General features: G+C 60.0%; 24 protein-coding genes. 9 read left to right on the top strand and 15 right to left on the bottom strand.

Annotated features, from left to right (window positions below; genetic code table 11):
* Nucleotides 1–8: 8 nt before the first annotated feature.
* Both pgi and EV561_RS10060 read left to right on the top strand, forming a co-directional pair.
* The gene (gene pgi / locus EV561_RS10065; RefSeq protein ID WP_132520883.1) at nt 9–1,634 is read left to right on the top strand and encodes a glucose-6-phosphate isomerase; all 1,626 of its coding nucleotides are present in this window, start codon (nt 9–11) and stop codon (nt 1,632–1,634) included.
* 155 nt (nt 1,635–1,789) lie between these two features.
* Nucleotides 1,790–2,587 carry an alpha/beta hydrolase gene (locus EV561_RS10060; protein WP_132520881.1) on the top strand — a complete coding sequence of 266 codons (798 nt, stop codon included), beginning with the start codon at nt 1,790–1,792 and terminating at the stop codon, nt 2,585–2,587.
* 3 nt (nt 2,588–2,590) lie between these two features.
* Here the strand turns inward: EV561_RS10060 and EV561_RS10055 are convergent, their stop codons facing one another.
* Both EV561_RS10055 and EV561_RS10050 read right to left on the bottom strand, forming a co-directional pair.
* Nucleotides 2,591–3,517, bottom strand: coding sequence for a carbohydrate kinase (locus tag EV561_RS10055; protein WP_132520879.1), 927 nt, complete (start codon nt 3,515–3,517; stop codon nt 2,591–2,593).
* Nucleotides 3,518–3,603: 86 nt separating this feature from the next.
* Nucleotides 3,604–4,293 carry an orotate phosphoribosyltransferase gene (locus EV561_RS10050; protein WP_132520877.1) on the bottom strand — a complete coding sequence of 230 codons (690 nt, stop codon included), beginning with the start codon at nt 4,291–4,293 and terminating at the stop codon, nt 3,604–3,606.
* 412 nt (nt 4,294–4,705) lie between these two features.
* Here EV561_RS10050 and EV561_RS10045 point away from each other — a divergent pair, with 412 nt between their 5' ends.
* Nucleotides 4,706–5,698, top strand: coding sequence for a GGDEF domain-containing protein (locus EV561_RS10045; protein ID WP_132520875.1), 993 nt, complete (start codon nt 4,706–4,708; stop codon nt 5,696–5,698).
* Here EV561_RS10045 and EV561_RS10040 read toward each other — a convergent pair.
* From EV561_RS10040 to EV561_RS10015, 6 genes are all read right to left on the bottom strand, one after another.
* Nucleotides 5,659–6,837, bottom strand: coding sequence for a GGDEF domain-containing protein (locus EV561_RS10040; protein WP_132520873.1), 1,179 nt, complete (start codon nt 6,835–6,837; stop codon nt 5,659–5,661). The two genes, EV561_RS10045 and EV561_RS10040, sit on opposite strands and share 40 nt — an antisense overlap.
* Nucleotides 6,838–7,017: 180 nt before the next feature.
* A complete protein-coding gene (pyrC, locus tag EV561_RS10035) occupies nt 7,018–8,058 on the bottom strand; it encodes a dihydroorotase (RefSeq protein WP_132520871.1) in 1,041 nt (346 codons plus the stop codon).
* A 92-nt stretch (nt 8,059–8,150) separates the two neighbouring features.
* The gene (locus EV561_RS10030) at nt 8,151–8,783 is read right to left on the bottom strand and encodes a nucleoside triphosphate hydrolase (RefSeq protein ID WP_132520869.1); all 633 of its coding nucleotides are present in this window, start codon (nt 8,781–8,783) and stop codon (nt 8,151–8,153) included.
* Nucleotides 8,780–9,568, bottom strand: coding sequence for an ATP-binding cassette domain-containing protein (locus EV561_RS10025; protein ID WP_132520866.1), 789 nt, complete (start codon nt 9,566–9,568; stop codon nt 8,780–8,782). The genes EV561_RS10030 and EV561_RS10025 overlap by 4 nt, the downstream gene beginning before the upstream one ends.
* Complete coding sequence (locus EV561_RS10020; protein ID WP_132520863.1) at nt 9,565–10,680, bottom strand: ABC transporter permease; 1,116 nt, start codon at nt 10,678–10,680, stop codon at nt 9,565–9,567. The genes EV561_RS10025 and EV561_RS10020 overlap by 4 nt, the downstream gene beginning before the upstream one ends.
* 81 nt (nt 10,681–10,761) lie before the next feature.
* The gene (locus EV561_RS10015) at nt 10,762–11,778 is read right to left on the bottom strand and encodes a sugar ABC transporter substrate-binding protein (RefSeq protein ID WP_165927785.1); all 1,017 of its coding nucleotides are present in this window, start codon (nt 11,776–11,778) and stop codon (nt 10,762–10,764) included.
* A 330-nt stretch (nt 11,779–12,108) separates the two neighbouring features.
* Here EV561_RS10015 and EV561_RS10010 point away from each other — a divergent pair, with 330 nt between their 5' ends.
* Together EV561_RS10010 and EV561_RS10005 are read left to right on the top strand one after the other, a co-directional pair.
* The gene (locus tag EV561_RS10010; protein ID WP_132520860.1) at nt 12,109–13,353 is read left to right on the top strand and encodes an ROK family transcriptional regulator; all 1,245 of its coding nucleotides are present in this window, start codon (nt 12,109–12,111) and stop codon (nt 13,351–13,353) included.
* Nucleotides 13,337–13,774, top strand: coding sequence for an RbsD/FucU domain-containing protein (locus EV561_RS10005; RefSeq protein ID WP_132520857.1), 438 nt, complete (start codon nt 13,337–13,339; stop codon nt 13,772–13,774). Before EV561_RS10010 ends, EV561_RS10005 begins: the two co-directional genes overlap by 17 nt.
* A 23-nt stretch (nt 13,775–13,797) precedes the next feature.
* On the opposite strand, the gene EV561_RS10000 is transcribed toward EV561_RS10005, so the two are convergent.
* A complete protein-coding gene (locus EV561_RS10000; protein WP_207910510.1) occupies nt 13,798–14,388 on the bottom strand; it encodes a TetR family transcriptional regulator in 591 nt (196 codons plus the stop codon).
* A 96-nt stretch (nt 14,389–14,484) separates the two neighbouring features.
* Between EV561_RS10000 and EV561_RS09995 the strand changes: the two genes are divergently transcribed.
* Nucleotides 14,485–15,354: an SDR family oxidoreductase gene (locus tag EV561_RS09995; RefSeq protein ID WP_132520854.1), complete on the top strand. Its 870-nt coding sequence runs from the start codon at nt 14,485–14,487 to the stop codon at nt 15,352–15,354.
* Nucleotides 15,355–15,397: 43 nt separating this feature from the next.
* On the opposite strand, the gene EV561_RS09990 is transcribed toward EV561_RS09995, so the two are convergent.
* The 3 genes from EV561_RS09990 to EV561_RS37130 are packed head-to-tail and all read right to left on the bottom strand — an operon-like array spanning nt 15,398 to nt 17,345.
* On the bottom strand, nt 15,398–16,447 hold the full coding sequence (locus tag EV561_RS09990) for a 4-hydroxyproline epimerase (RefSeq protein WP_132520851.1): 1,050 nt from the start codon (nt 16,445–16,447) through the stop codon (nt 15,398–15,400).
* A 14-nt stretch (nt 16,448–16,461) separates the two neighbouring features.
* Nucleotides 16,462–17,172 carry an SDR family oxidoreductase gene (locus tag EV561_RS09985; RefSeq protein WP_132520848.1) on the bottom strand — a complete coding sequence of 237 codons (711 nt, stop codon included), beginning with the start codon at nt 17,170–17,172 and terminating at the stop codon, nt 16,462–16,464.
* Nucleotides 17,173–17,183: 11 nt separating this feature from the next.
* On the bottom strand, nt 17,184–17,345 hold the full coding sequence (locus EV561_RS37130) for a hypothetical protein (protein WP_165927772.1): 162 nt from the start codon (nt 17,343–17,345) through the stop codon (nt 17,184–17,186).
* Between the two features lie 209 nt (nt 17,346–17,554).
* Between EV561_RS37130 and EV561_RS09980 the strand changes: the two genes are divergently transcribed.
* Complete coding sequence (locus EV561_RS09980; RefSeq protein WP_132520845.1) at nt 17,555–17,938, top strand: hypothetical protein; 384 nt, start codon at nt 17,555–17,557, stop codon at nt 17,936–17,938.
* Nucleotides 17,939–18,220: 282 nt separating this feature from the next.
* On the opposite strand, the gene EV561_RS09975 is transcribed toward EV561_RS09980, so the two are convergent.
* Nucleotides 18,221–19,054 (bottom strand): SDR family oxidoreductase, encoded by an 834-nt coding sequence (locus EV561_RS09975; RefSeq protein ID WP_132520842.1) that lies wholly within the window; start codon nt 19,052–19,054, stop codon nt 18,221–18,223.
* A gap of 105 nt (nt 19,055–19,159) precedes the next feature.
* Here EV561_RS09975 and EV561_RS09970 point away from each other — a divergent pair, with 105 nt between their 5' ends.
* The gene (locus EV561_RS09970) at nt 19,160–20,086 is read left to right on the top strand and encodes a LysR family transcriptional regulator (RefSeq protein WP_132520839.1); all 927 of its coding nucleotides are present in this window, start codon (nt 19,160–19,162) and stop codon (nt 20,084–20,086) included.
* Between the two features lie 72 nt (nt 20,087–20,158).
* On the opposite strand, the gene EV561_RS09965 is transcribed toward EV561_RS09970, so the two are convergent.
* Nucleotides 20,159–21,037 (bottom strand): aldo/keto reductase, encoded by an 879-nt coding sequence (locus EV561_RS09965; protein WP_132520836.1) that lies wholly within the window; start codon nt 21,035–21,037, stop codon nt 20,159–20,161.
* Between the two features lie 34 nt (nt 21,038–21,071).
* Nucleotides 21,072–21,908 carry an oxidoreductase gene (locus EV561_RS09960; protein WP_132520833.1) on the bottom strand — a complete coding sequence of 279 codons (837 nt, stop codon included), beginning with the start codon at nt 21,906–21,908 and terminating at the stop codon, nt 21,072–21,074.
* A gap of 122 nt (nt 21,909–22,030) precedes the next feature.
* Here EV561_RS09960 and EV561_RS09955 point away from each other — a divergent pair, with 122 nt between their 5' ends.
* On the top strand, nt 22,031–22,960 hold the full coding sequence (locus tag EV561_RS09955; protein WP_132520830.1) for a LysR family transcriptional regulator: 930 nt from the start codon (nt 22,031–22,033) through the stop codon (nt 22,958–22,960).
* The last annotated feature ends 39 nt before the right edge of the window (nt 22,961–22,999 follow it).

Below are 22,999 nucleotides of genomic sequence, written 5' to 3'. Positions count from 1 at the left end.
AGCTTCCCATGCAAGCGATCGTCGAAAAACTGAAGAGCACCGCAGCCGCCACCAAGGCAACCGATATCCGCGCGGCTTTTGCCGCCGATTCCAATCGTTTCTCCAACTTTTCCGTATCGTTCGACGACCTCTTGATGGACTACTCCAAGACGGCCGTGAACAAGGAGATCCTTGATCTGCTCGAGCAGCTCGCCAAGGAAGGCGGCGTCGAGGCCAAGCGGGAGGAAATGTTCACCGGCAAAGAAATCAACTTCACCGAAGGCCGCGCCGTTCTCCATACCGCGTTGCGCAACCGCTCCAATACACCGGTCATGGTCGACGGCAAGGACGTGATGCCTGATGTCAACGCGGTGCTCGCTGCCATGGGCAAGTTTGCCGACGGCATCCGCTCCGGCCAGTTGAAGGGCGCCACCGGCAAGGCGATCACCGACGTCGTCAACATCGGCATCGGCGGCTCCGACCTCGGCCCTGTTATGGCGACGCTGGCGCTGGCGCCCTTCCATGACGGCCCGCGCTCGCACTTCATCTCGAATATCGACAGCGCCCATATCGCCGACACCCTGAAGCTGGTGCAGCCGGAAACGACGCTCTTCATCGTCGCCTCCAAGACCTTCACGACAGTCGAAACAATGACCAACGCGCAGACGGCACGCGCCTTCATCGCCAAGGCGCTCGGCGAGAAGGCCGTGCAGCATCACTTCGCTGCCGTCTCGACGGCGCTCGACAAGGTCGCCGCCTTCGGCATCGACCAGGATCGCGTCTTCGGCTTCTGGGATTGGGTCGGCGGCCGCTACTCGCTCTGGTCGGCAATCGGCCTGCCGATCATGATTGCGATCGGCCCGGAAAACTTCGGCAAGTTCCTCGACGGGGCGCATGCCATCGACAATCACTTCCGCAAGGCTCCAATCCGCGAAAACCTGCCGATGCTGCTCGGCCTCATCGGCTTCTACCATCGCAACGTCCTCGGCTATCCGACTCGCGCCGTCCTGCCCTATGATCAGCGCCTGTCGCGCTTCCCGGCCTATCTGCAGCAGCTCGACATGGAATCGAACGGCAAGGGCGTCACGATCGACGGCACGCCGGTCGAAGGCCAGTCCGGCCCGGTCGTATGGGGTGAGCCCGGCACCAATGGCCAGCATGCCTTCTACCAGCTGATCCACCAGGGCACGAGCATCATCCCGGCCGAATTCATGATCGCCGCCAACGGTTTCGAGCCCGACCTCAAGCACCTGCACCAGCTGCTGGTCTCGAACGTGCTCGCCCAGTCGGAAGCACTGATGAAGGGTCGCACTTTCGCGGAAGCCAAGAAGCAGCTGACCGACAAGGGCATGGACGACAAGAAGGCGGATTTCATCGCGCCGCATCGCGTCTTCACCGGCAACCGCCCGTCGATCACCTTCGTCTACGACAAGCTGACGCCGTTTGCACTCGGCCGCCTGATTGCGCTCTACGAACATCGCGTCTTCGTCGAGGGCGTGCTCTTCCGCATCAATTCCTTCGACCAGTGGGGCGTAGAGCTCGGCAAGGAACTGGCAACGGGCCTGCTGCCCGTCGTCGAAGGCAAGCAGAGCGCCGAAGGTCACGATTCCTCGACGCAGGGCCTCGTGGCTGCGCTGGCGAAACTGGCCAGGTAAACCTCCCGCCGCCTTGGCGCGAAATGACAGCCGACATCGACGGCCCCGCTCGAAGACCGATGCGAGGCCGTTTCTATTTTGGCCGGGCGAACAGGTTGCGAAAGTCAGTTCAGAGCCGCTAAGCTCCCCCTGGGGAGAATAGCTGGGAGGCTGGAATGACGGACGACGAACTGGTGAAATTCGAGGCCGAAGGCGCCGCAGCCCTGCCCGCGCCTGACGAAGAGGGCGTCGTTGCCAATGAAGGCGCCGAGATCTGGTTTGCCGCCTATGGCGCCGGCCCTGCCGTCATCATGCTGCATGGGGGTCTCGGCAACAGCGGAAACTGGGGCTACCAGGTGCCTGCCATCGTCGCTTCGGGCCGTCGGGCTGTCGTTATAGACAGCCGAGGCCACGGCCGCAGCACCCGAGACGATCGCCCCTATCGCTACGAGCTGATGGCTTCGGACGTCCTTGCTGTCATGGATAGGCTGAAGATCGACAAGGCTTCCTTTATAGGCTGGAGCGACGGCGCCTGTACCGCCCTGGTCTTTGCCGATCGGCATCCGGAGAGGACATCAGGCGTCTTCTTCTTTGCCTGCAACATGGATCCGAGCGGCACCAAGCCCTTCGTGGCGACGCCGGTCATCGATCGCTGCTTCAGCCGCCACCGGAAGGACTATACAGCCCTGTCGCGCACGCCCGACCAGTTCGATGTCTTCGTCCAGGCGGTCAGCAAGATGATGGCGACGGAGCCTAATTATTCCGCGAAGGATCTGGCACGGATCCGCGTACCGGTCGCGGTCGTGCTCGGCGAGCAGGACGAATTCATCAAGCCCGAACATGCCGATTACCTTGCCAGCAGTATCCCGGATGCGGAATTGATCCTGCTTTCGGGTGTCAGCCATTTCGCACCGCTGCAGAGACCCGACTATTTCAACCGCGAAATACTCGGGTTCCTCGACAGGCTCAGCTGAAGCTCAAAGCCCGATTTCGTGCGCCCAGGGCGGGTTTGCGCCGGCACGCGACACGGTGACCGCGGCCGCCTTGGCGCCGAGGGCGAGTGCGTCGCGCAGCGCCTTTTCATCCAGCGAAGCAACCTGGACTTTGGTGAGCAGGTTGTTCATCTTCAGAGAGGCGAGGATGCCGGCATCGAACGTATCGCCCGCGCCAACCGTATCGACGACGGTGACACGTTCGCTCGGCACCGAGACCTTGAGTGACTTCGTATAGCCGTTGGCGCCCTCGGCACCCTTGGTGATGACGACAAGCTTGGCGCCGTGGTTCAGCCAGTGGGCGGCCAGCGCATCATGATCGCCTGACAGGCCGAACCAATCCAGATCCTCATCGGAGAATTTCAGGATATCTGACATCGCGGCCATCCGGTTGATGCGGGCCATATGCGCCTGCTTATCCCTGATGAAGCCCGGGCGGATGTTCGGGTCGAGCGAGATGACGCGCTTCTCGTGCTCGCGCTTCATCAGGGCTTCATAGGTCTCGCCGCAGGGGCTGGGGATCAGGCTGATGGCGCCGAAATGCAGCGCCTCGCAGCTATCGTCGAGAGTGGGCAGGTCGGCTTCGGTGATCATCCGGCCGGCGGTTCCCTCGTCGTAGAAGGCGTAGGTCGCCTGGCCGTTGACGAGCTTGACGAAGGCGATCGTGCTCGGGCGGGCAACGATGGCGCAAGGAGAGGAATCCACCTTGCTTGCCTTCAGCGTCTCAAGCAGAATCTCGCCCATCATGTCATCGGCAAGGCCGGTGAAGAAGGCCGTCGGCACGCCGAGGCGGCCGAGCGCGATGGCCGTGTTGAAGATCGCGCCGCCGGCATAGGGCGCAAAGCCCTTTTCGCCGAGGGTCGTATCCCGCGGCAGCATGTCGATCAGGGCTTCGCCACAGCACAATATCATTCCGGCCTCCCAGAGAACCTGTCGTTAAATATCGGTCGTCAAATCGATTAGATAAAATCGCGGCAAAAGCAAAGCGCCGCGACGCTTTAAAGCGTCGAAACGCCGCCATGCGCGCTGGACCATTCCAGCGGGCGATTGAGAAAGGCCTCGACTTCTGACAGCGTCTTGTCGTCGAACAGCTTCTGCGCCTTGGCGACGGCGAGGACATCTCGCCATGTGGCGATATGGTGGAACTTCACCTCGCCAGCGGCAAACCGCTCCTCGGCTTCTGCAAAGATGCCGTAGTAGAAGAGTGCGATGCCATGTTCGACAACACCGCCGGCAGCGCGGATGGCATCGATGAACTTGAACATGCTGCCGCCCGCCGTGGTCAGGTCTTCGATGACCAGCACGCGTGCACCGGCCGGCATCTCGCCTTCGATCTGCGCATTGCGGCCGTGGCCCTTCGGCTGCTTGCGGACATATATCATCGGCAGGCCGAGACGATCGGCCAGAAGGGCTGCGAAGGGAATGCCCGCAGTCTCGCCGCCCGCAATGCAATCGAACTGCTCGAAGCCGGCGTCACGCATCAGAATGCTTGCCGCAAAATCCATGACGGTCGAGCGGATACGAGGATAGGAGAGAAGCTTGCGGCAATCGATATAGACGGGGCTCGCAATGCCTGAGGCATATTTATAGGGGGTCTCGGCGTTGAAGTGGACCGCCTTGATCTCCCAGAGCATCTTTGCCACCAGTTCGGCCATCACGGCGCGGTCGGGAAATGTCGTCTGGATCATCGCTCTCTCTTTCAGCTGTCGGACACTTCTGCGGCATAGCAGCAAGCGGAAAAGAGTTCCAGAAGCGAGCGGCATTTCACCAGCTTCTATTTTTGCGACCTTGAGGCAAGTGTCTCGCAAGAATTTCGCCATGTCCCATAGTGAGATCGAAGCATTGCTGTGAATTGTTCCATGAGGCGAATAGAAAATTTTTGCAACAGACGGTTTAGCTCGAAGAAAATCCAATCTTTTCAACTGAATTATTCGTAAATTTAGAATGTTCTTACATTCCTTTGTTTCCAGTCGTTCGGCAGTGCGCGCCACAGCCACGTACCACAATTCACTAAAATTCGAATATCGCGATTAACATCCAGGTTGGATTTTCAAACCTACCTTCGGTTCGAAACGACGGGCTTACGGAGGAGAATTTGGAATGAATCCAAGAATGTCCATTGCATTGGGAAGGTCTTTTTCTCCCCTGACCATGAAGATCTTCTCGATCTGCTTTGTGGCGACACATGCTCCCTTGCTTGTACTCGCAGGCTATCTTGCGATCGGCTATGCCAGCGATCCGATACCGGTGCTTGTGACCGTGCTTAGCGCAACACTCGTCGGCACGATTTTCTGCCTCTATTCCGTCTGGCGGCTGATCCAGCCGCTGCAGGACATCGTCACCATGATCGACGCCTATCGCAGCAATGGCACGGTCAAGCCGATGACCTCCTCGCCACGGCAGGACGAGATCGGCCGGGTGGTCAATGGTGTCTCGGCGCTGATCGTCGAGCTCGACGCCACCCTTTCGCAGCTTCGCCGCCAGGCAAGCACTGATGTCCTGACCGGGCTCGGCAACCGTCGCTGGCTGCGAGAGATCGTGGGCATGGAATTGCAGCGGGCATCGCGCGAGAAGACACCATTCAGCGTCATCATCCTCGATCTCGATCATTTCAAGCGCATCAATGACCAGTTCGGCCACGATGTCGGCGACCAGGTTCTGATGATGACGGGCGCGACCATCCAGCACAGTCTGCGGCCCTATGATATCGCGGCCCGCATCGGCGGCGAGGAATTCTGCATCGTCCTGCCGCGTACTCCCGCCGCGATGGCGATCGCCATCGCGGAACGGCTGCGTCGCGAAATCGCCAGCAAGAGTGTCGGCCCGCTGACAGCAGGCGCCATTACTGCGAGCTTCGGCGTCTATCGGGGCGATCCGGCAACCGAGTCTCTGAAGATGATGATGACCGCGGCCGACCGAAAGCTTTATGCCGCGAAGAATGCCGGCAGAAACGCCGTGCATTGGCACGTTGCCCCAGCTTTCGCACATGAATTGACAAATGATGCCGGGGGATCACACGCGGCGACCGCGTCAAAGCGGTCGCATCACCCGGATCAGGATACGATTCGCGACGGTTCCGGGGGCACGCTGTAAAGGAAATCCGCCAGCTCGACCCGATTGCGGCCAGCGCGCTTGGCCGCATAGAGCGCCTTGTCGGCGGAATTGAGCACATTGTCGAAGGCCAGGCGATCGCTGCTGCCAATTGCTATGCCGGCGCTGACGGTGCATTTCAGCAGCTTGCCATCGACAACCATTTCGCGGGCCGCAAAGCCGCTACGCACGCGCTCGGCCACCTGTTCCGCGCGGCCGGGCAGGATCTCCTCCAGGACCAGCGCAAACTCCTCCCCGCCCATACGAGCCACGACATCGGAGGCACGCAGGTTTCGAGACAGCTCATCTGCAAAAAACTTCAGGATGGCGTCGCCAGTAGCGTGGCCATAGTGATCGTTTACCGCCTTGAACCGATCGATGTCGAAAACAACAACGGCCATGGACGAGGTGAAGGCACGCTGACCATAGAGATCAAACAGGGCGCGGCGATTGAGAAGGCCTGTCAGCGGATCAGTGTTGGCTTCGACGCGATGGAGCGCAGCCTGACGCCATTGATGCAACGCCAGCGAAAGGGCACCGATGCCGGTCATCCCCGCAATGCAGACGGCGAGGCTCACATCTTCCGCCCAATTGTCCGGCGCATGGCCAAGAACTAGCTTGCCATCCGAGATCAAAACCGAAGCACACAGAACGAACGTGATCGCTGTCAAAGCATACAGAGCCGAAATGCCGTAAAGAGGCGCAGGGGCTTCATGACGGCTCAGCCAATATTCGCGCGCAGTTGCAAACAGCAGCGCTGCGATCACGATGTTATCGCCCATGAAGGCAAGTCCGTCATAGCCCGATGCCATTGCCGGCAAGGTGGCAAACATGCCCGTAAAGCTTCCGAGCAGTATCCGCCAGCGCGAGAGATGTCCCTTGCGGAATTGATATCCAGCAGCCCAGATGACCGAAAAGCCGATCATGAACATCACAAACGTCATGCCGCCGACAAAGGGGACAGGCGTTGCGACGTAAAAGCTGTAGGTAAAAATGCCTGCAACGACCAGAAAGAGGCCGCCGGTACAGGTCAAAAGAAATGTCTCCGGACGCCGTGCGAACCAGCTTCCCATCAGCGTAAACGCCAGACAGGTGGCCGAAACGCCCAGGGCGATCAGCAGAGAATTATAATCAAGCATCATGCTGCCTTCTCCACGGTTACCCCGCGACGCAAATATTTGCATGCAAGTTATCGCGTAAGAAGTATCAAATTAGTTACCTGTTCAACTAAAGATGTCGCAAGTCGAAGCTTAAGTTAACACATTGAAATATGTATGATTTTAGATATACGCACAGATGATATGAAATGGTGTTTCGCCACGTCAGTTTTCGGTGTCCCAATGTAGTGCAAACATTGGATCAAATACTGTCACAGGGCCTGCACCTGTCTCGATTTTTTCGGGATAGGAAACGGATTCGGGGCGGCGGACGAGCGTGATCGTCTCCTCGTTCGGCGCAAGGCCATACCAGGCGGGCCCATTCAGCGAGGTGAAAGCTTCCAGCCTGTCGAGAGCGCCTTCCTGTTCGAAGACGTGGGCGAGGCAGCTCATCGTATTGACCGAGGTATAGATGCCGGCGCAGCCGCAGGCGCATTCCTTCAGCGGATCGACATGCGGGGCACTGTCCGTGCCGAGGAAGAAGCGGCGGTCGCCGCTGGTTGCCGCAGCCCTTAACGCCAGGCGATGGCTCTCGCGCTTGGCGACCGGCAGGCAATAGTAATGCGGGCGGATGCCGCCGACGAGGATCGCATTGCGATTGATGATCAGGTGATGGGTGGTGATCGTGCCGGCAAGATTGCGTTCTGCCGACTTGATGTAATCGACGCCGTCGGAGGTCGTCACATGTTCCATCGTCACCTTGAGCTCAGGCAGGCGCTTGCGAAGCGGATCAAGCACGGTCTCGATGAAGACGGCTTCCCGGTCGAAGATATCCACCTCCGGGGTGGTCACCTCGCCATGCACGCAGAGCGGCAGGCCGATCTTTGCCATACGCTCCAGAACGGGCATCGCCTTGTTCATGTCGCGAACGCCGCCATGGGAATTGGTGGTCGCGCCGGCGGGGTAGAGCTTTACGGCCATGATCAACCCGCTCTTCTTGCCTTCCTGGACATCGTCGGCGCTGGTGTGTTCGGTGAGGTAGAGCGTCATCAGCGGCTCGAAGCGATCGCCCTTGGGCAAAGCTTTCATGATGCGTTCGCGATAGGCCTTCGCATCATCGGTCGTCACGACCGGGGGCACGAGATTGGGCATGATGATGGCGCGGGCAAAATTCCGGCTGGTATCGCCGATCACGCCTTCCAGCATGGCGCCGTCACGCAAATGCAAATGCCAGTCATCGGGACGGCGGATGGTAAGCTTTTGCATGGGGTGATCTCCGGACTGTTTGGCGGTTGCGCCTCGATAGCATCATAGGCGGCGGCAAAACAATCCGGAATGATTTGTAACGAGCGCTCTCGTCAATCCTGGACGACTTCGATCGTAATGTCGGCGGGACGACGGTTTTCAAGAATTCGACGGCCGTTCGGCAGGTCGTTCTCATAGACCTTGGCGTGCGATTGCTCCTCGGTCAGCTTGTAGCCACGCCAGCGCGCCCAGAGCCGCTCTTCCAGAACTTCCATCGGCGGGGCGAGCATGATCGAATAATCGAACTGGCCTTCCAGCTCCGCCCATTTCCCCTCGCTGAAAAGCAGGTAATTGCCCTCGACGATGATGAAGCGATGGTCCGGCGACACGACGCGGGCCGAGGCGATCGCGAGCTCCCTCGACCGGTCGAAGACCGGAACCAGGACTTCCTGGTCGCCGGGGCGCACGGCCTTGATGATGTCGAGGAAGGCGCGGACGTCGAAAGTCTCGGGTATGCCCTTGCGGGCAAGCTGTCCTCGCTCGATTAGGATGGCATTGTCCATGTGGAAGCCGTCCATCGGCAGGACTTCGGCGCTCTCGCCCTTCGCCTTGATGGCATTGGCGAGATTGTCCGCCAGCGTCGATTTGCCGGCGCCCGGAGGGCCGGCGATGGCGATCATGAAGCGTTTCCTGTCGCCGGCGCGCGAAATGATATCGCCGGCGATGTCTGCAATCGTTGATGTCATGCGGCAACGGTCTCCGCCGGCGGAGCTTTGGCGCCGGTCATGAAGGCGACGGCATCGGACATGGAATAATCCTTGGGATTGATCACGGTCAGGCGTCGTCCGAGGCGGTGGATGTGAATGCGGTCCGCCACCTCGAAGACGTGCGGCATATTGTGCGAGATCAGAACGATCGGCAAGCCGCGGGAGCGCACGTCGAGGATGAGATCCAGCACGCGGCGGCTCTCCTTGACGCCAAGCGCTGCCGTCGGCTCGTCCATGATGACCACTTTCGAACCGAAGGCTGCCGCGCGGGCGACTGCGACACCCTGGCGCTGACCGCCTGATAGCGTTTCGACCGTCTGGTTGATGTTCTGGATCGTCATCAGGCCGAGGTTCGAGAGCGCCTTTCGCGCATCCGCCTGCATGCCGCGGCGGTCGAGCTTACGAAAGAGCGTGCCGATGATGCCGGGCGAGCGGCGTTCGCGGCCAAGGAAAAGGTTCTCCGCAATGCTGAGCGCCGGCGACAGGGCAAGGTTCTGATAGACGGTCTCGATGCCGGCAGCGCGTGCCTCCAACGGCGAGCGGAAATGAACCGGCTTGCCATCCAGGTGGATTTCGCCTTCATCAGGGGATACCGCCCCGGCAAGCGCCTTGATCAGGGTCGACTTGCCGGCGCCGTTATCGCCGATGACTGCAAGGATTTCGCCGGGAAAAAGCTCGAAATCCGCGTGGTCCATGGCCGTCACCCGGCCATAGCGTTTGACGAGGCCGCGGCCTTGAAGAACGGGTTGAAGCTGTTCGCTCATGCCGAAGCCTTTCTGATCCAGTTGTCGATCGCGACGGCGACGATGATGAGGAGGCCGACCGCGAATTCCTGCCAGAGCACGTCGACACCGGCGAGCGCGAGGCCGTTTCTGAAGACACCGACGATCAAGGCACCGATGAGCGTGCCGGCGATGGAACCACGTCCGCCGAAGAGGCTGGTACCGCCGATCACGACAGCGGTGATGGCGTCGATGTTGAGCGTTCCGCCTGCCTGCGGGCTCACCGCGCCGATACGGCCGATCAGCACCCAGCCGCCGATGGCGCAGATGAGGCCACCGATCGTATAGACGGCAAAGAGGGTCCGCGTCGTGTTGATACCGGCAAGACGCGCTGCTTCCGGATCGTCACCGGTCGCGTAGATATGCCGGCCGAAGGCGGTGCGGGTCAGGGCATACCAGGCAAAGAGCGCCATCAGCAGCATCAGGATGGAGCCGAGGATGAAGCGCGCGCCGATATTGAAGGTCAGGCCGAAGAGCGCGATGTGCGGGCCGATCGGCGTGCCCATGAACTGCAGGAAGGGCGCGGTCGCCTCGATATCCTGCGCACGGATCGTCTGGCTCTGCGAATACCAGAGATTGAGCGAGCCGAAGACGCTCCATGTGCCGAGCGTCACGATGAAAGGCGGCAGCTTGAAATAGGAGATCAGCGCGCCGTTGAAGGCGCCGCAGAGGATGCCGATCAACAAGCCGATCATCCACGCAAGAGCCACGGGCATGCCCATATCGATCGCAAGCTTGCCCATAACGACATGGCTAAGCACGAGGATCGCGCCGACGGACAAATCGATGCCGGCCGTCAGGATGACCAGCGTCTGCGCAATGCCGACGATGGCGATGATCGTTACCTGCTGCAGGATCAGCGAGAGATTGAACGGCGCAAAGAAGCGACCGCCGACCCAGACGCTGAAGACTAGGATGCCGATGACGAGAACGATCAACGGGATGGCGGTGGGATTGGAGTGCAGGAAGTGCTGCAGGCGCCGGATGAGCGTCTGTGTCTCCTCAAAGCTTGCGACACTCTGGTCGCTGCTCGTCAGGACGCGTTCATAGTCGGCAGGCCCGGAGGGGCCTTTGGCTTCGTTCGGAGTAGTCATGATGTTTATCCTGCATGGTCCGGTGAGGAACGGCCCTAAGGCCGCTCCCTTGATTGACGGATCAGGCTATAGAACCGAATATCAGCCCCAGCACTTCTTCAGACCTTCGTCCGAAGTGATCGACGGCACGCCATCGACCGGCTTGTCGGTGATCAGCGTAGCGCCGGTATCCGTGAAGTCGAGGCCCGGCGTCTTTTCCGGCTTCTTGCCGGTCTTGACGAATTCGGCGATGGCTTCCATGGCCTTGGAGGCCATCAGCAGCGGATACTGCTGCGAGGTGGCGCCGATAACGCCGGCCTTCACGTTCTTGACACCAGGGCAACCGCCGTCGATCGAGACGATGGTGACGCTGCCGTCGTCCTTGCCGGCGGCCTTGAGAGCCTGCCAGCCGCCCGCAGCAGCCGGTTCGTTGATCGAGTAGACGAGATTGATCGACGGATCCTTCTGGAGAAGGTTTTCCATCGCCTTCTGGCCGCCCTCTTCAGCGCCGCCGGTCACGTCATGGCCGGAAATGCGCTTGTCGTCTTCGTCGCCGTAGTGCTTGGGATCCTTGATGTCGATGCCGAAGCCCTTCATGAAGCCCTGGTCGCGCAGGAAGTCGACCGTCGGCTGGTTGGCGGCGAGATCGAGGAAGGCGATATGCGCATCCTTGGCCTTGTCGCCCATGGTCTTGGCAGCCCACATGCCGATCAACTCACCGGCCTTGAAGTTGTCGGTCGCGAAGGTCGCGTCGACGGCGTCGATCGGATCGGTCGGCGTATCGAGGTCGATGACCAGCAGGCCGGCCTTGCGGGCCTTCTCGATGGTCGGAACGATTGCCTTGGAATCGCTCGGCACGATGGCGAAGCCCTTGGCGCCGGCGGAGATCAGGCTCTCGATGGCGGCAACCTGGCTGTCATTGTCGCCGTCATATTTGCCGGCGAAAGTCTGGAGATTGAGGCCGAGTTCCTTCGCTTTGGCCTGCGCACCTTCCTTCATCTTGACGAAGAAGGGATTGGTGTCGGTCTTGGTGATGAGGCCGACGACATCGGCCGCAAAGGCGGAGCTACCCATCATGGCAAGCGCAGCAACGGCGCCGAGTAGAACAGATTTTTTCACATGATCCTCCCGAGAATATGAAACGCCGGAACCCTCCGGTCCCGGATCAATGTCGCGACAATGACTGCTGAATTTCTCCTATGCGGGCTTCCTCCAAAAGCCTTGCCGCATTCTTTACGGCAACGATTAAGAACCAAGGAAATAGGCTTGTCAATAAATAAATCCAATTGAATTATTAATCCAATGTGGCATGCTGCCGATAACTTGAGCAGTCAGCTTGACGGCGCCGTTTGTCTGGAGGAGAAGGCAAGTGATGCTGTAACACTTTGAATCTGCATGATCCTTTTTTAAGCCCCTGGATCGTGCACAAGGGTCAGGAGGAGATGACCCATGTCATCCCTAAGGAGGACGGACAATCCTGTTCCGCCTCAAATTCTCGATTCCAGCGGCGGCGCGAACCAGGTTCGCGTGCGTGCCTATAATGAGCGGCTCGTGCTTTCGCTGGTGCGTCGCCATGGCGCGCAGTCGAAGACCGATGTCGCCCGTCGGAGCGGGCTGTCTGCACAGACCGTTTCCGTGATCATGCGGGCACTCGAGAAGGAAGGGCTTCTGACGCGCGATGCGCCGGTGCGCGGCAAGGTCGGCCAACCGTCCATCCCGATGCGGCTCAACCCGGATGCCGTCCTCTCTTTCGGGGTGAAGATCGGGCGGCGCAGCGCCGATCTGGTGCTGATGGATTTTGTCGGCCGCATCCGACTGCAACTGCACAAGATCTATCCCTATCCACTGCCCCAGGACCTGCTCGGCTTCATCGCATCCGGAATCAAGGAACTTGAGACGAAGCTCGACGAAAAAGAGCGCAGCCGCGTGGCCGGCATCGGCATCGCGGCCCCCTTCGAACTCTGGAACTGGGCTGAAGAGGTCGGCGCACCACAGGGGGCGATGGAGGTCTGGCGCGGCTTCGATCTGCAGGCCGAGATATCAGACAAGGTGCCCTACCCCGTCTTCCTCCAGAACGACGCCACCAGCGCCTGCGGCGCGGAACTCGTCTTCGGCGTCGGTCCGCATTATCCCGACTTCGTCTATTTCTTCATCGGCTCGTTCATCGGCGGCGGCATCGTGCTGAATTCCTCGATTTTCGGCGGGCGCACGGGAACGGCAGGCGCGATCGGCCCGCTGCCGGTGCGCGGCCACAACGGCGAGAGCGTCCAGCTTCTCGAGATCGCGTCGATCTTCGTATTGGAAAACATGCTGCGGGAGCGCGGCATCGATCCGCAGCCGCTCTGGTATTCCGCCGACGACTGGATCGATTTCGGCGAGCCACTGGAAGCCTGGATACAGGAGACGGCCAAGGCGCTGGCGCAGGCGGTCGTCGCCGCTGCCTCGATCATCGACTTCAGCGCAGCCGTCATCGACGGCGGTTTTCCCGGCTGGGTCAGGGAACGCGTCGTGACCGCGACGATCCGTGAAGCCAGGAAGCTGGATTTGCAGGGCGTCGTAATGCCCGATATTGTCGAGGGAATCGTCGGTGCCCAGGCACGCGCCATCGGTGGCGCCAGCCTGCCGATCTTTGCCCGCTACCTCATCGACCAGAACGTCCTCTTCAAGGAAATCGAGCATGCTGAAGGGCCTTGACCCACTGCTGAGCCCCGACCTTCTCTTTACGCTGCGCGCGATGGGGCACGGCGACGAGATCGCCATCGTCGACGGCAACTATCCGGGCCTGGAGCACGGCAGACGCCTGATCCGGCTCGACGGGCACGGCGTGATCGCTGTGCTCGACGCCATCCTGAGCGTGCTGCCGATCGACGATTTCGTCGATCACGCAATCTTCCGCGCCACCGTCAAACAGGATCGCGATGCCGCCGACCCTGTGCATGAAGAAATGATCGCCTGCTGCGCGCGCCACGTGCCCGACATCAAGGTCGTACCGCTGCTGCCCAAGGACTTTTACGAGCGCGTCCGGCAGGCGCATGCGCTGATCCAGACGAGCGAACCTCGGCTCTACGGCAATATCATCCTGCGCAAGGGCGTGATCTATCCGAAGGGCGATTGAAACTCAGGTCTGGCGCACGTGCTTCAGTCGCTGATGCGATCGGGCGCAGCGAGAAGCGTGACGGCCTTGACGATATCGCGTTTCAGCGCCGCCTGGTGCTCCACGGCCTCAGGGTCGAGTGAGGGTCCGAAGGGATTGGTGGCGGTCCAAGCTGTTGCGAGCGCCATCAGCGCCGTCAGCAGGAAGCGCGGCGGGAAGGTCGAGCCAACGATGCCCTCGTGCTGAGCCTTCTGCAGCGCCTCCGTTTTGGCAATAAAGGATGCAATCCGCTCGGACGAGCCTTCCGGCCTCTGTTCCAGGCCGAACCATGTCATCAATCGCATCAGGTCCGGATGCGCCATGGCGAAATCGAAAAAACGCCCCGCGTAACCCGGCACGTCTTCCGGCGTGAACGGCATCTCCTCATAGACGCCCAGCAAGTGCTTCTGAAGAACCGTCGAGAACAGCGTCTCCTTGTTCTCGAAATAGATATAGATCAGGTTCTTGTTGCAGCCGGCAGCCTTTGCGATGCGATCGACGCGCGCACCTGCAATGCCATAGGTCGAGAATTCCGCCATGGCAGCGTCCAATATTCGTTCCCGTGTCGCCTCGGCGTTCCGCACCCAGACCTCCATTTGTCTCTCCTCCGAATAGCAATTGACTAAACGGTTAGATAGACATATTTTCTAACTGACTAGTTAGTTAGAAAATTCGATCAAAGGAGTTTTGTGATGACGCAACGCACATGGCTGATTACCGGCGTGAACAGTGGCCTTGGCCGACAGATGACGGAGCAGCTTCTGGCACGGGGAGATCGCGTCGCCGGGACCGTCCGGCAGATGGACGCGATGAGCGAGCTGAAGGCGCGCTATGGCGATCTGCTATGGCTGGCGCATCTCGACGTGACCGATACGCCGGCCATTCATCGGGTGGTCAACAAAGCCTTTTCCGAACTGGGCACGATCGACGTCGTGGTCAACAACGCCGGTTACGGCCTGTTCGGTGCGGCGGAGGAATTGACGGACAAGCAGATCAGCCATCAGCTCGATACCAACCTGATCGGCTCGATCCAGATGGTGCGCGCGGCATTGCCGCATCTGCGGGCGCAGCGTAGCGGCCGGATCATTCAGGTCTCGACCGTCGGCGGGCAGATCGCCTATCCCGGCGGCTCGCTCTATCATGCCAGCAAATGGGGTATCGAAGGCTTCTTCGAAGCGCTGATGCAGGAGGTTGCGCCCTTCGGCATTGAAGCTACGATCGTCGAGCCGGGTGGCGCGCGCACGGAATTTGCGTTTTCCAGCGCTAAACTCGGCCCGAAGATAGAGGCCTACGCCGATACGCCCGCGGGCATGGTGCGGCGGATGGTCGAAGAGGGTTCACGTGTCCCGCCGGGAGATCCCGCCAAGATGGCAGCGGCCATGATTGCCAGCGTGGCCCAGTCTCCCGCTCCGAAGCGCATCGTTCTTGGCAGCGACGCCTATACCATGATCCACAAGGCGCTGACCGATCGGCTTGCCGCGCTGGAGGCGCAGAAGGACCTCGCCTTCTCGACCGACTTGCCGGGCGTGGAGCCCGGGCGACCGGTGGTTCCGATCCGGTAAAAATCAGGTTCGGACATGGTCACATGTCCGAACCTCTATTCGCTCAGCGTCCGTCGCCGATACCGCCCGCCAGGGGGCCCCAGACATCGGTCAGCGCAAAGCCTTCGGCCATCGGGTCGAAGGGATCGAGTGCCACCTGCGACAGGCCGAAGGTGAAGCCGCGACCTGCGATGGTCGGGATGATCGCCGGCTTGCCCGCCACGGTCGTTTCCGCCGAAAGGCCGACTTCGAACTCCGAGCCAATGATCGAGCGCGACTTGAAGATATCGCCGACCTTGGCCTTGCCGCGGGCGTGCATGGTGGTCAGATTGGCCGAACTGCCGGTGCCGCAAGGCGAGCGGTCGACACGGCCGGGCCACATGGTCGTGCAGGTGCGCACAGAACCATCCGGATCGATATCGCGGAACATGACGTAAGCGACGCCGGAGATCGCCGGGATTTCGGGGTGAACGACCGGGATCGAGCTGTTGATCAGGTCCTTGAGGACCATGCCGGCCTGTACGAGGGCCGCAGCCTTCGACTTCTCGATGGTAAGGCCAACCTGACCGACATCGACCAGCGCATAGAAAATGCCGCCGTAGCAGATGTCGATCTTGATTTGTCCCCAATCCGGCGTGTCGAGCGCGACATCAAGCTCATGCACGAAGGACGGCACCATCGTCAGCTTGACCTTTTCGCAGCGGCCATCGCGGCAGGTGGCGACCGCCTTGACGAGGCCGGCAGCGGTATCGAGCGTGACCACCGTTTCCGGCTCCTTCATCTCGACCATGCCGGACTCCAGGAGCGCCGTCGTGGCGCAGATGGAATTCGAGCCCGAGCTTGCATGCGCCTGGTCCGGCTGCAGAACGATGAAGCCGGCATCGGCATCCGGATGCTTGGCGGGAAGCAAAAGCACGACGGAGCCCATCGGCGTGCCGCGCGGTTCGAGCACGAGGAAACGGCGCAGCTCCTGGCCCTTGGGATCGGTGTTCATCCAGTACAGCTGCTCGGCAACTGTCTTGCCCGGGATCTTCGGCACGCCGCCGATCGCCACCCGGCCGATCTCGCCTTCGGCATGAACATCCAGAAGCTGGATCGTACGCTTCCATCTCATTTCATTTTCTCCAATCAGACATGTCTTGTTACGCCGCCGTCGACGCGGATGTTCTGGCCGGTGATATAACCTGCGCCATCGGACAGCAGGAAGGCTGCCGTCTTGGCGATTTCCTCCATGTGGCCGATGCGCTTCATCGGGATCTTGTCGGCGGTCTCGGGCTTGTGGTTGAGGCTATCGATATAGCCGGGCAGTATGCAGTTCATGCGAATGTTGTTGGCCGCATAGCGATCCGAATAGAGCTTGGTGAAGGCGCCCGCGGCAGCACGGTAGGTGCAGGAAACAGGAAAGACCAGCGACGGCTCGTAGGCGGCAAAGGTGGTGATGTTGACGAAAGCGCCCTTGCCCTGCTCCAGCATGACCGGCGTGACGAGACGGGCCATGCGCACAAGGGAGAGGATCATCATGTCGGAGCCGAGCGTCCAGTCTTCATCCGATATATCGAGCAGATCGCCCTTCGGCGGATGGCCGGTGTGATTGACGACGGCGTCGATGCGCCCGTAGCTCTTCATGGTCAGATCGAAGATCGCCTTGATGTCCTCGGCCTTTTCGGCCACGCCGCGCGAGGCGACGCCACCCAGTTCTTTCGCCAGTTTCTCGCAGCTGTCCGAAGGCGACATGAGCGCCAGGCGATGGCCGTTCGAATGGAGTTCGCGGGCGATCGCCTCACCCATGCCGCGGCCACCGCCGGTGATGAGGGCTACTGGTTTTGACGTGTCGGGCATTGGCTATCCTCCTAATAGCGATTGATGCGGAACGCGGTCATGTCGACCGCGGGCGTGATGTCCGTGATCATATCGGCCATCAGTCGCGCTGTCGTCGCCGAAAAGTAAGCCCGAAATGCTGCACGGATCACCCCGGCAGCCGCAACGATCACAATCTGCGGACCGTCTCCCATGCTGTCCCCGCGTCGAATATTTATCGCGGCGATCATCCGCACCGAACTCACTGAAGTTGTGATATATCAGGCGACGCGATCTGCCTAGATTTTTTTGACGAATCCACTAGCCAAACGCGGCCTCAGCAGCAAAGCAGGTCGATTTTTCTGGAACTTTTCCTCGTCTGCGCCTTTTATTTTAGCGATACCGAAAATCAGGAGATTGGGCAATGAGATCGGTTTCGCTCGTCCTTTTCGCATTGGCATTGCTTCTGCCGGCCTTCGCGCTGGCCGAAGTCATGACTGCGAACGACATACGCAGCGATATCATCGGCAGAACGATGTATGTCGCAACCCCTCTCGGCGGTGAGTTACCGCTGAATTATCACACTTCGGGGCAACTGGAGGGCACGGGCAGAGCGCTTGGCTTTGCCGCCTTCGGCAAGCCGACCGATACGGGCAAATGGTGGATCAAGGACAACAAGCTCTGCCAGCAGTTCCAGACCTGGTACCAGGGAAACACGAATTGCTACAGCCTGGAGCGCGCCGGTGAGGATCGTGTCCGCTGGACACGGGACAACGGTCAAAAGGGCACAGCCCGGATCGGCGATTGAGCCTGCGTATTTGAACGGAAGTTCGGAAAATGAAAGAGCCCGATGCGGGAGGAGGATGCATCGGGCTCTTGATCCTGACTGGCAACTGGGAGGAGGAGGAGTGTTGCCAGTCGACGAAGGAGCGCTGGGAGGAGGAGTGCGCTGCCTTCGAGGGAGTAGATATAGATTGAGCGGAGACATTCCTAGAGGTTTTGCCGCAATGCAGTAATGCATTTACCGCATGGCTTCCTTCCGAAACTCCTGAAAAAACGATGAGCAACGGCGGACTGAAGAGATTTCTGCCTAATTTGCAGTCGCAAAATGGGCGCGCATAAAGTCTATATAGCCCTGATCCGTCATTTCACGACGGGCCTTGATGAAGCCGCGGGCATCGTCTCCCACGAGATAACGCAGCCGATCCGTGCCGTCGGTCGCCGCTTCATGAACGACAGCAGCGACGTCGACGGAATTCATGGTGCGGGCGGCAGCCATTCCTGCAAAGGCCTGCTGCGAGCTCTGCAGGAAGGCGTGGTAATCGGGCGGCGTGACATTGTCCGTTCCGCCCTGCGTCGCGCGCTCCACGAAACTGGTCTCGCTGACGCCGCCATGCGGTATCACCAGCTTTACGCCAATGTTGAGCGCCAAAAGCTCATAGGACAGCGCTTCCGTGAAGCCCTCCAGGGCGAATTTGCTGGCGCAGTAGAGCGATATCATCGGCAATGTAAAAAGCCCGGCACCGGAACTGACATTGATGATCATACCGGCCTTGTTCTTGCGAAAATGGGGCAAGATGGCGCGGGTGACATCCATCACCCCAAAGACGTTGACATCGAATTGTTCGATGACCTTCTCGCGCGGGACTGCCTCGAAAATGCCGTTCTGACCGTAACCGGCGTTGTTGACGAGGGCATCTATCCTACCGAAGCGGTCGATGCCGGCTTCGATCGCTTCGGCGATGCTCTGGCGATCCTGCACGTCGAGCCTCGACACGAGGACATCGTCCAGCCCGTTCAGTTCCTTTTCCCGATCGGGATTTCTCATCGTGGCGACGACGTTCCAGCCCCTGGAGGCAAAGAGTTTCACCGATGCCTTACCAATGCCTGATGAGGCGCCGGTGATCAGAATTGTCCTTCTCATGCTCTTCCCTTTCGCAAAGCACTTGGTTCGAGCCTCAAAATAAGCTGCTGGCACTGTGCGGATAACCAGCATATTTTCGGATGGGTTCATGAGGGAAATCGCACAATGCGCATGGCAGGCCTGGTCGAACTGAATACATTCGTCACGGTGGCGACGACGCGCAGTTTTCGTGCTGCAGCGCTTGAACTCGGCATGTCGCCTTCGGCAGTCAGCCATGCCGTTGCGACGCTGGAGGCGCGGATCGGCGTTCGGCTTTTCAATCGGACCACGCGGAGCGTCTCCCAGACGGAAGCGGGCGAAGAATTCCTGGCGCGCGTCGGTCCCGCCCTGCGCGATATTTCGGGCGCAGTGGAAGCCGTCAACCAGTTTCGCGCCAAGCCGAGCGGGAGGCTTCGGATCGACACTTCGGAAGGCGCGGCGCGGCACCGCCTCATGCCGATCCTGCTGGAATTTCAGAAGCGCTATCCCGATGTCCATCTTGATATCACGACTGAGGGGCGAATGGTCGATATCGTGGCGGAGGGATATGACGCCGGCATCAGGCTGGTCGAAACCGTGCCGCAGGACATGATCGCGATCATGCTGAAGCCGGAAGAGCGCTTCGCTGTCGTGGCCGCGCCCTCCTATCTCGATAAAAGAGAAGCACCACAGACCCCTCAGGATCTTCTCGCGCATGACTGCATTCGGTTACGGCTGCCAAGCGGCACCCTCTATCGATGGGAATTCGAGCGTCGCGGCGAGGAAATCCGGATCGACACCAGGGGGCCGATGACGCTGCAAAGTGCTGTACTGATGCGCGAAGCCGTGCTCGGCGGCGCGGGCATTGGCTATCTCATCGTCGATAATGTGGCAAAGGACATAGCCGAAGGGCGGCTGGTGCATCTTCTTGAAGAGTGGACACCGCCCTTTCCCGGCATCTGCCTTTACTACCCAAGGCACCGACATCCCACTGCGGCACTGACGGCTTTCGTCGGCCTCGTCCGCGAGATGACGAGGGCCGCCACCTCTTCCGTGGAATATCACGACCGATGAAAAAAATAAGGGGGCGTCACGCGCCCCCTTTGTTCTGCCTGTGCGGTCTTCAAACTCCGCAAACCAGAAGCATCACGCGGCCTTGAACAGCTTCTTGCCTTCGGCGTCGAGGGCCTTGAACTCCTCGTCGGAGATCGTGATGTTCACGGCGGCGACGTTTTCTTCCAAGTGCTTGACCTTAGAGGTACCGGGGATCGGCAGCATGACGGGGCTGCGCTTCAGTACCCAGTCGAGCGCTATCTGGCTCGGCGCGGCATTGTGCTTCTTCGCAATCGTATCGAGCAGCGAGCCGGGCTTGGCAAGATCGCCGGCCGCGAGCGGGAACCAGGGGATGAAGCCGATATTGTGCTTTTCGCAATAGTCGAGAACATCCTCGCTGGTACGGTCGACCAGATTGTAGCGGTTCTGGACCGTCGCGACCTTGAAGACCTTCGAGGCGGCCTCGATGTCGGCGACGGAGACTTCGCTCAAGCCGGCATGACGGATAAGCTTGCTGTCGAGCAAAGACTTGACGGCGTCGAACTGTTCCTTGGCGGGAACCTTCGGATCGATGCGGTGCAGCTGCCAGAGGTCGATCTGCTCGACACCGAGGTTGCGCAGGCTCTTGTGCACCTGCTGGAGCAGGTATTCAGGACGGCCAAGCGGAATCCACTGGTCCGGGCCCGTGCGGGTAAGGCCGGCTTTGGTCGCAATGACGACCTTGCTATAGGGATGGAGTGCCTCCTTGATCAGGCGCTCGGACACATCCGGACCGTAGGAATCGGCGGTATCGATGAAATTGATGCCGAGTTCCGGCAGGCGCTTCAGGGTGCGGATGGATTCTGCGTGATCTTCCGGCTCGCCCCAGATGCCACGGCCCGTGATGCGCATCGCGCCGAAGCCGAGGCGATTGACGCTGAGGTCACCGCCGATCTTGAAAGTACCGGATCTTGCTGCGTTCAAATCAGACATGGTCTTTTCCTTCCTAACAAAAATGTTTCAGTGCTCACTCAAAATCCGTGGAGCTCGATACCGGCTCCCAGGCATCAAATTCGGTCTTCAGCAGCCCGAGCTTTTCTCGTACGAAATCGATCGCATCGCGACCAAGCAGGAGATGGGTCGGCGGATTGTCCGATGCAACCAGCTTCAGCATTGCGTCCGCTGCTTTTTTCGGATCGCCGGCCTGCTTGCCGCTGCGTTCCAGGCGGCGTGCACGCAGCGGTTCGAAAACCTCGTCGTAATCCGATATCGATCGCTCCGCACGAACCATGGAACGGCCGGCCCAGTCGGTGCGGAATCCGCCCGGCTCGATGGCCGTCACATAGATGCCGAAACTCCTGACTTCCTTGCCCACGCTTTCCGATATGCCTTCCAGCGCGAACTTGCTGCCATGATAAAAAGAGATTCCCGGAAACGTCGTAATCCCGCCCATCGACGTGATGTTGAGTATCCGGCCGCTCCTGCGCTTGCGCATATAGGGCAGCACTGCCTGCATGACAGCGACGGGGCCGTAAACATTGACTTCAAACTGGCGGCGCAGATCCTCGATCGTCGATTCCTCCAGCAATCCCTCGTGGCCGTAGCCGGCATTGTTGACCAGCACGTCGATGCCGCCGACGTTGCTTTCCACCTCTGCGACAACGGGTGCGATGGCAGCGGTATCCGTCACTTCAAGCAGCCTGCCAAAGGAATGGCCCGGCTTCAGCGCATCGAATTCGCGGCGGGCCTGTTCGTTGCGCAGGGTGCCCACGACCTTATGGCCGTCTGCAAGCGCGGCTTCAGCGAGCGCACGACCGAAACCGGTCGATACGCCGGTGATGAAGAATGTCTTGGTGTCTGGCATCGGCAATACTCCTTGTTGGGCAGGAGGAAGATAAACCGTCCCGACATTTTCGATAATCTGATCAATGGACGATACCCTTTTTAGAAAAACTGATTAATCTCGATCCGGCAGCGGAGGATTTCATGCGTCAGGACATGCTGGATGGCTTGGTGACTTTCGTCATCGTCGCCGAAGAAAAGAGCTTTTCAGCAGCAGCCGTGCGGCTCGGCGTTTCGCCTTCCGCCGTCAGCCAGTCGATCAGCAAGCTGGAACAGCGGATGCGGCTCGCCCTCTTCAACCGCACGACGCGAAGCGTCAGTCTGACGGAAGCGGGTTCACGCTATCTCGAACGTGTCGTTCCTGCCGTGCGCGATCTGACGGCTGCAGCAGCCGAGCTTGGCGAAGCATCGGATCGGCCTGCCGGGTTGCTGCGCATCAATGTCGCGCGGGCAGGCTATATGATAGCGCTCCAGCCGATCCTGCGCGATTTTCTCGACGCGTATCCGGATATCGGGCTGGAGGTGCGTATCGAAGCGTCGCTGGTCGACATCGTCGGCGAAGGGTTCGACGCCGGCATCCGCTTCGGCGATCTGGTGCAGAAGGATATGGTCGCCCTCAAGATCGGCCCCGCGATCGATGCGCACATCATTGCGGCACCCGACTATCTCGCGCGCTATGGCGTGCCGAGACATCCGCGAGATCTGCTCAATCACAATTGCATCAGTTTCCGCCATTCGAGCAGCGGCCAGATCGAGCGGTGGGAATTCGAGAAAGACGGAGAGAAGATCGAACTCGCGGTCAGCGGCCGCCTCATTCTCAACGATTCAGCGGCGCTGACACAGGCGGCACTCGACGGCATCGGCATTGCCTATATGATCAACGGCTATATCGACCGCTTCCTGGATGATGGGCGCCTGGTTCGCATTCTTTCCGACTGGAGCCCCGATCTTGCGGGCCTGACGCTCTACTATGCTGACCGCCGGCGCGTGCCGGCCAAGCTCAGAGCTCTGATCGACTTCCTGCGCAGGCGCGGGAACGGCATCAAGCCGCAGACGGCCGGCGCGCTGACCTAGAGTTTTGACGCAATTCCGAACGCAAAACCGTTTGACACT

Origin of the sequence: Rhizobium sp. BK376 (assembly GCF_004341625.1) — a bacterium.
Classification (GTDB): Bacteria; Pseudomonadota; Alphaproteobacteria; order Rhizobiales; family Rhizobiaceae; genus Rhizobium.
The sequence above is the reverse complement of the archived record's forward strand: the minus strand, read 5'-3'. Positions and strand labels throughout refer to the sequence as shown.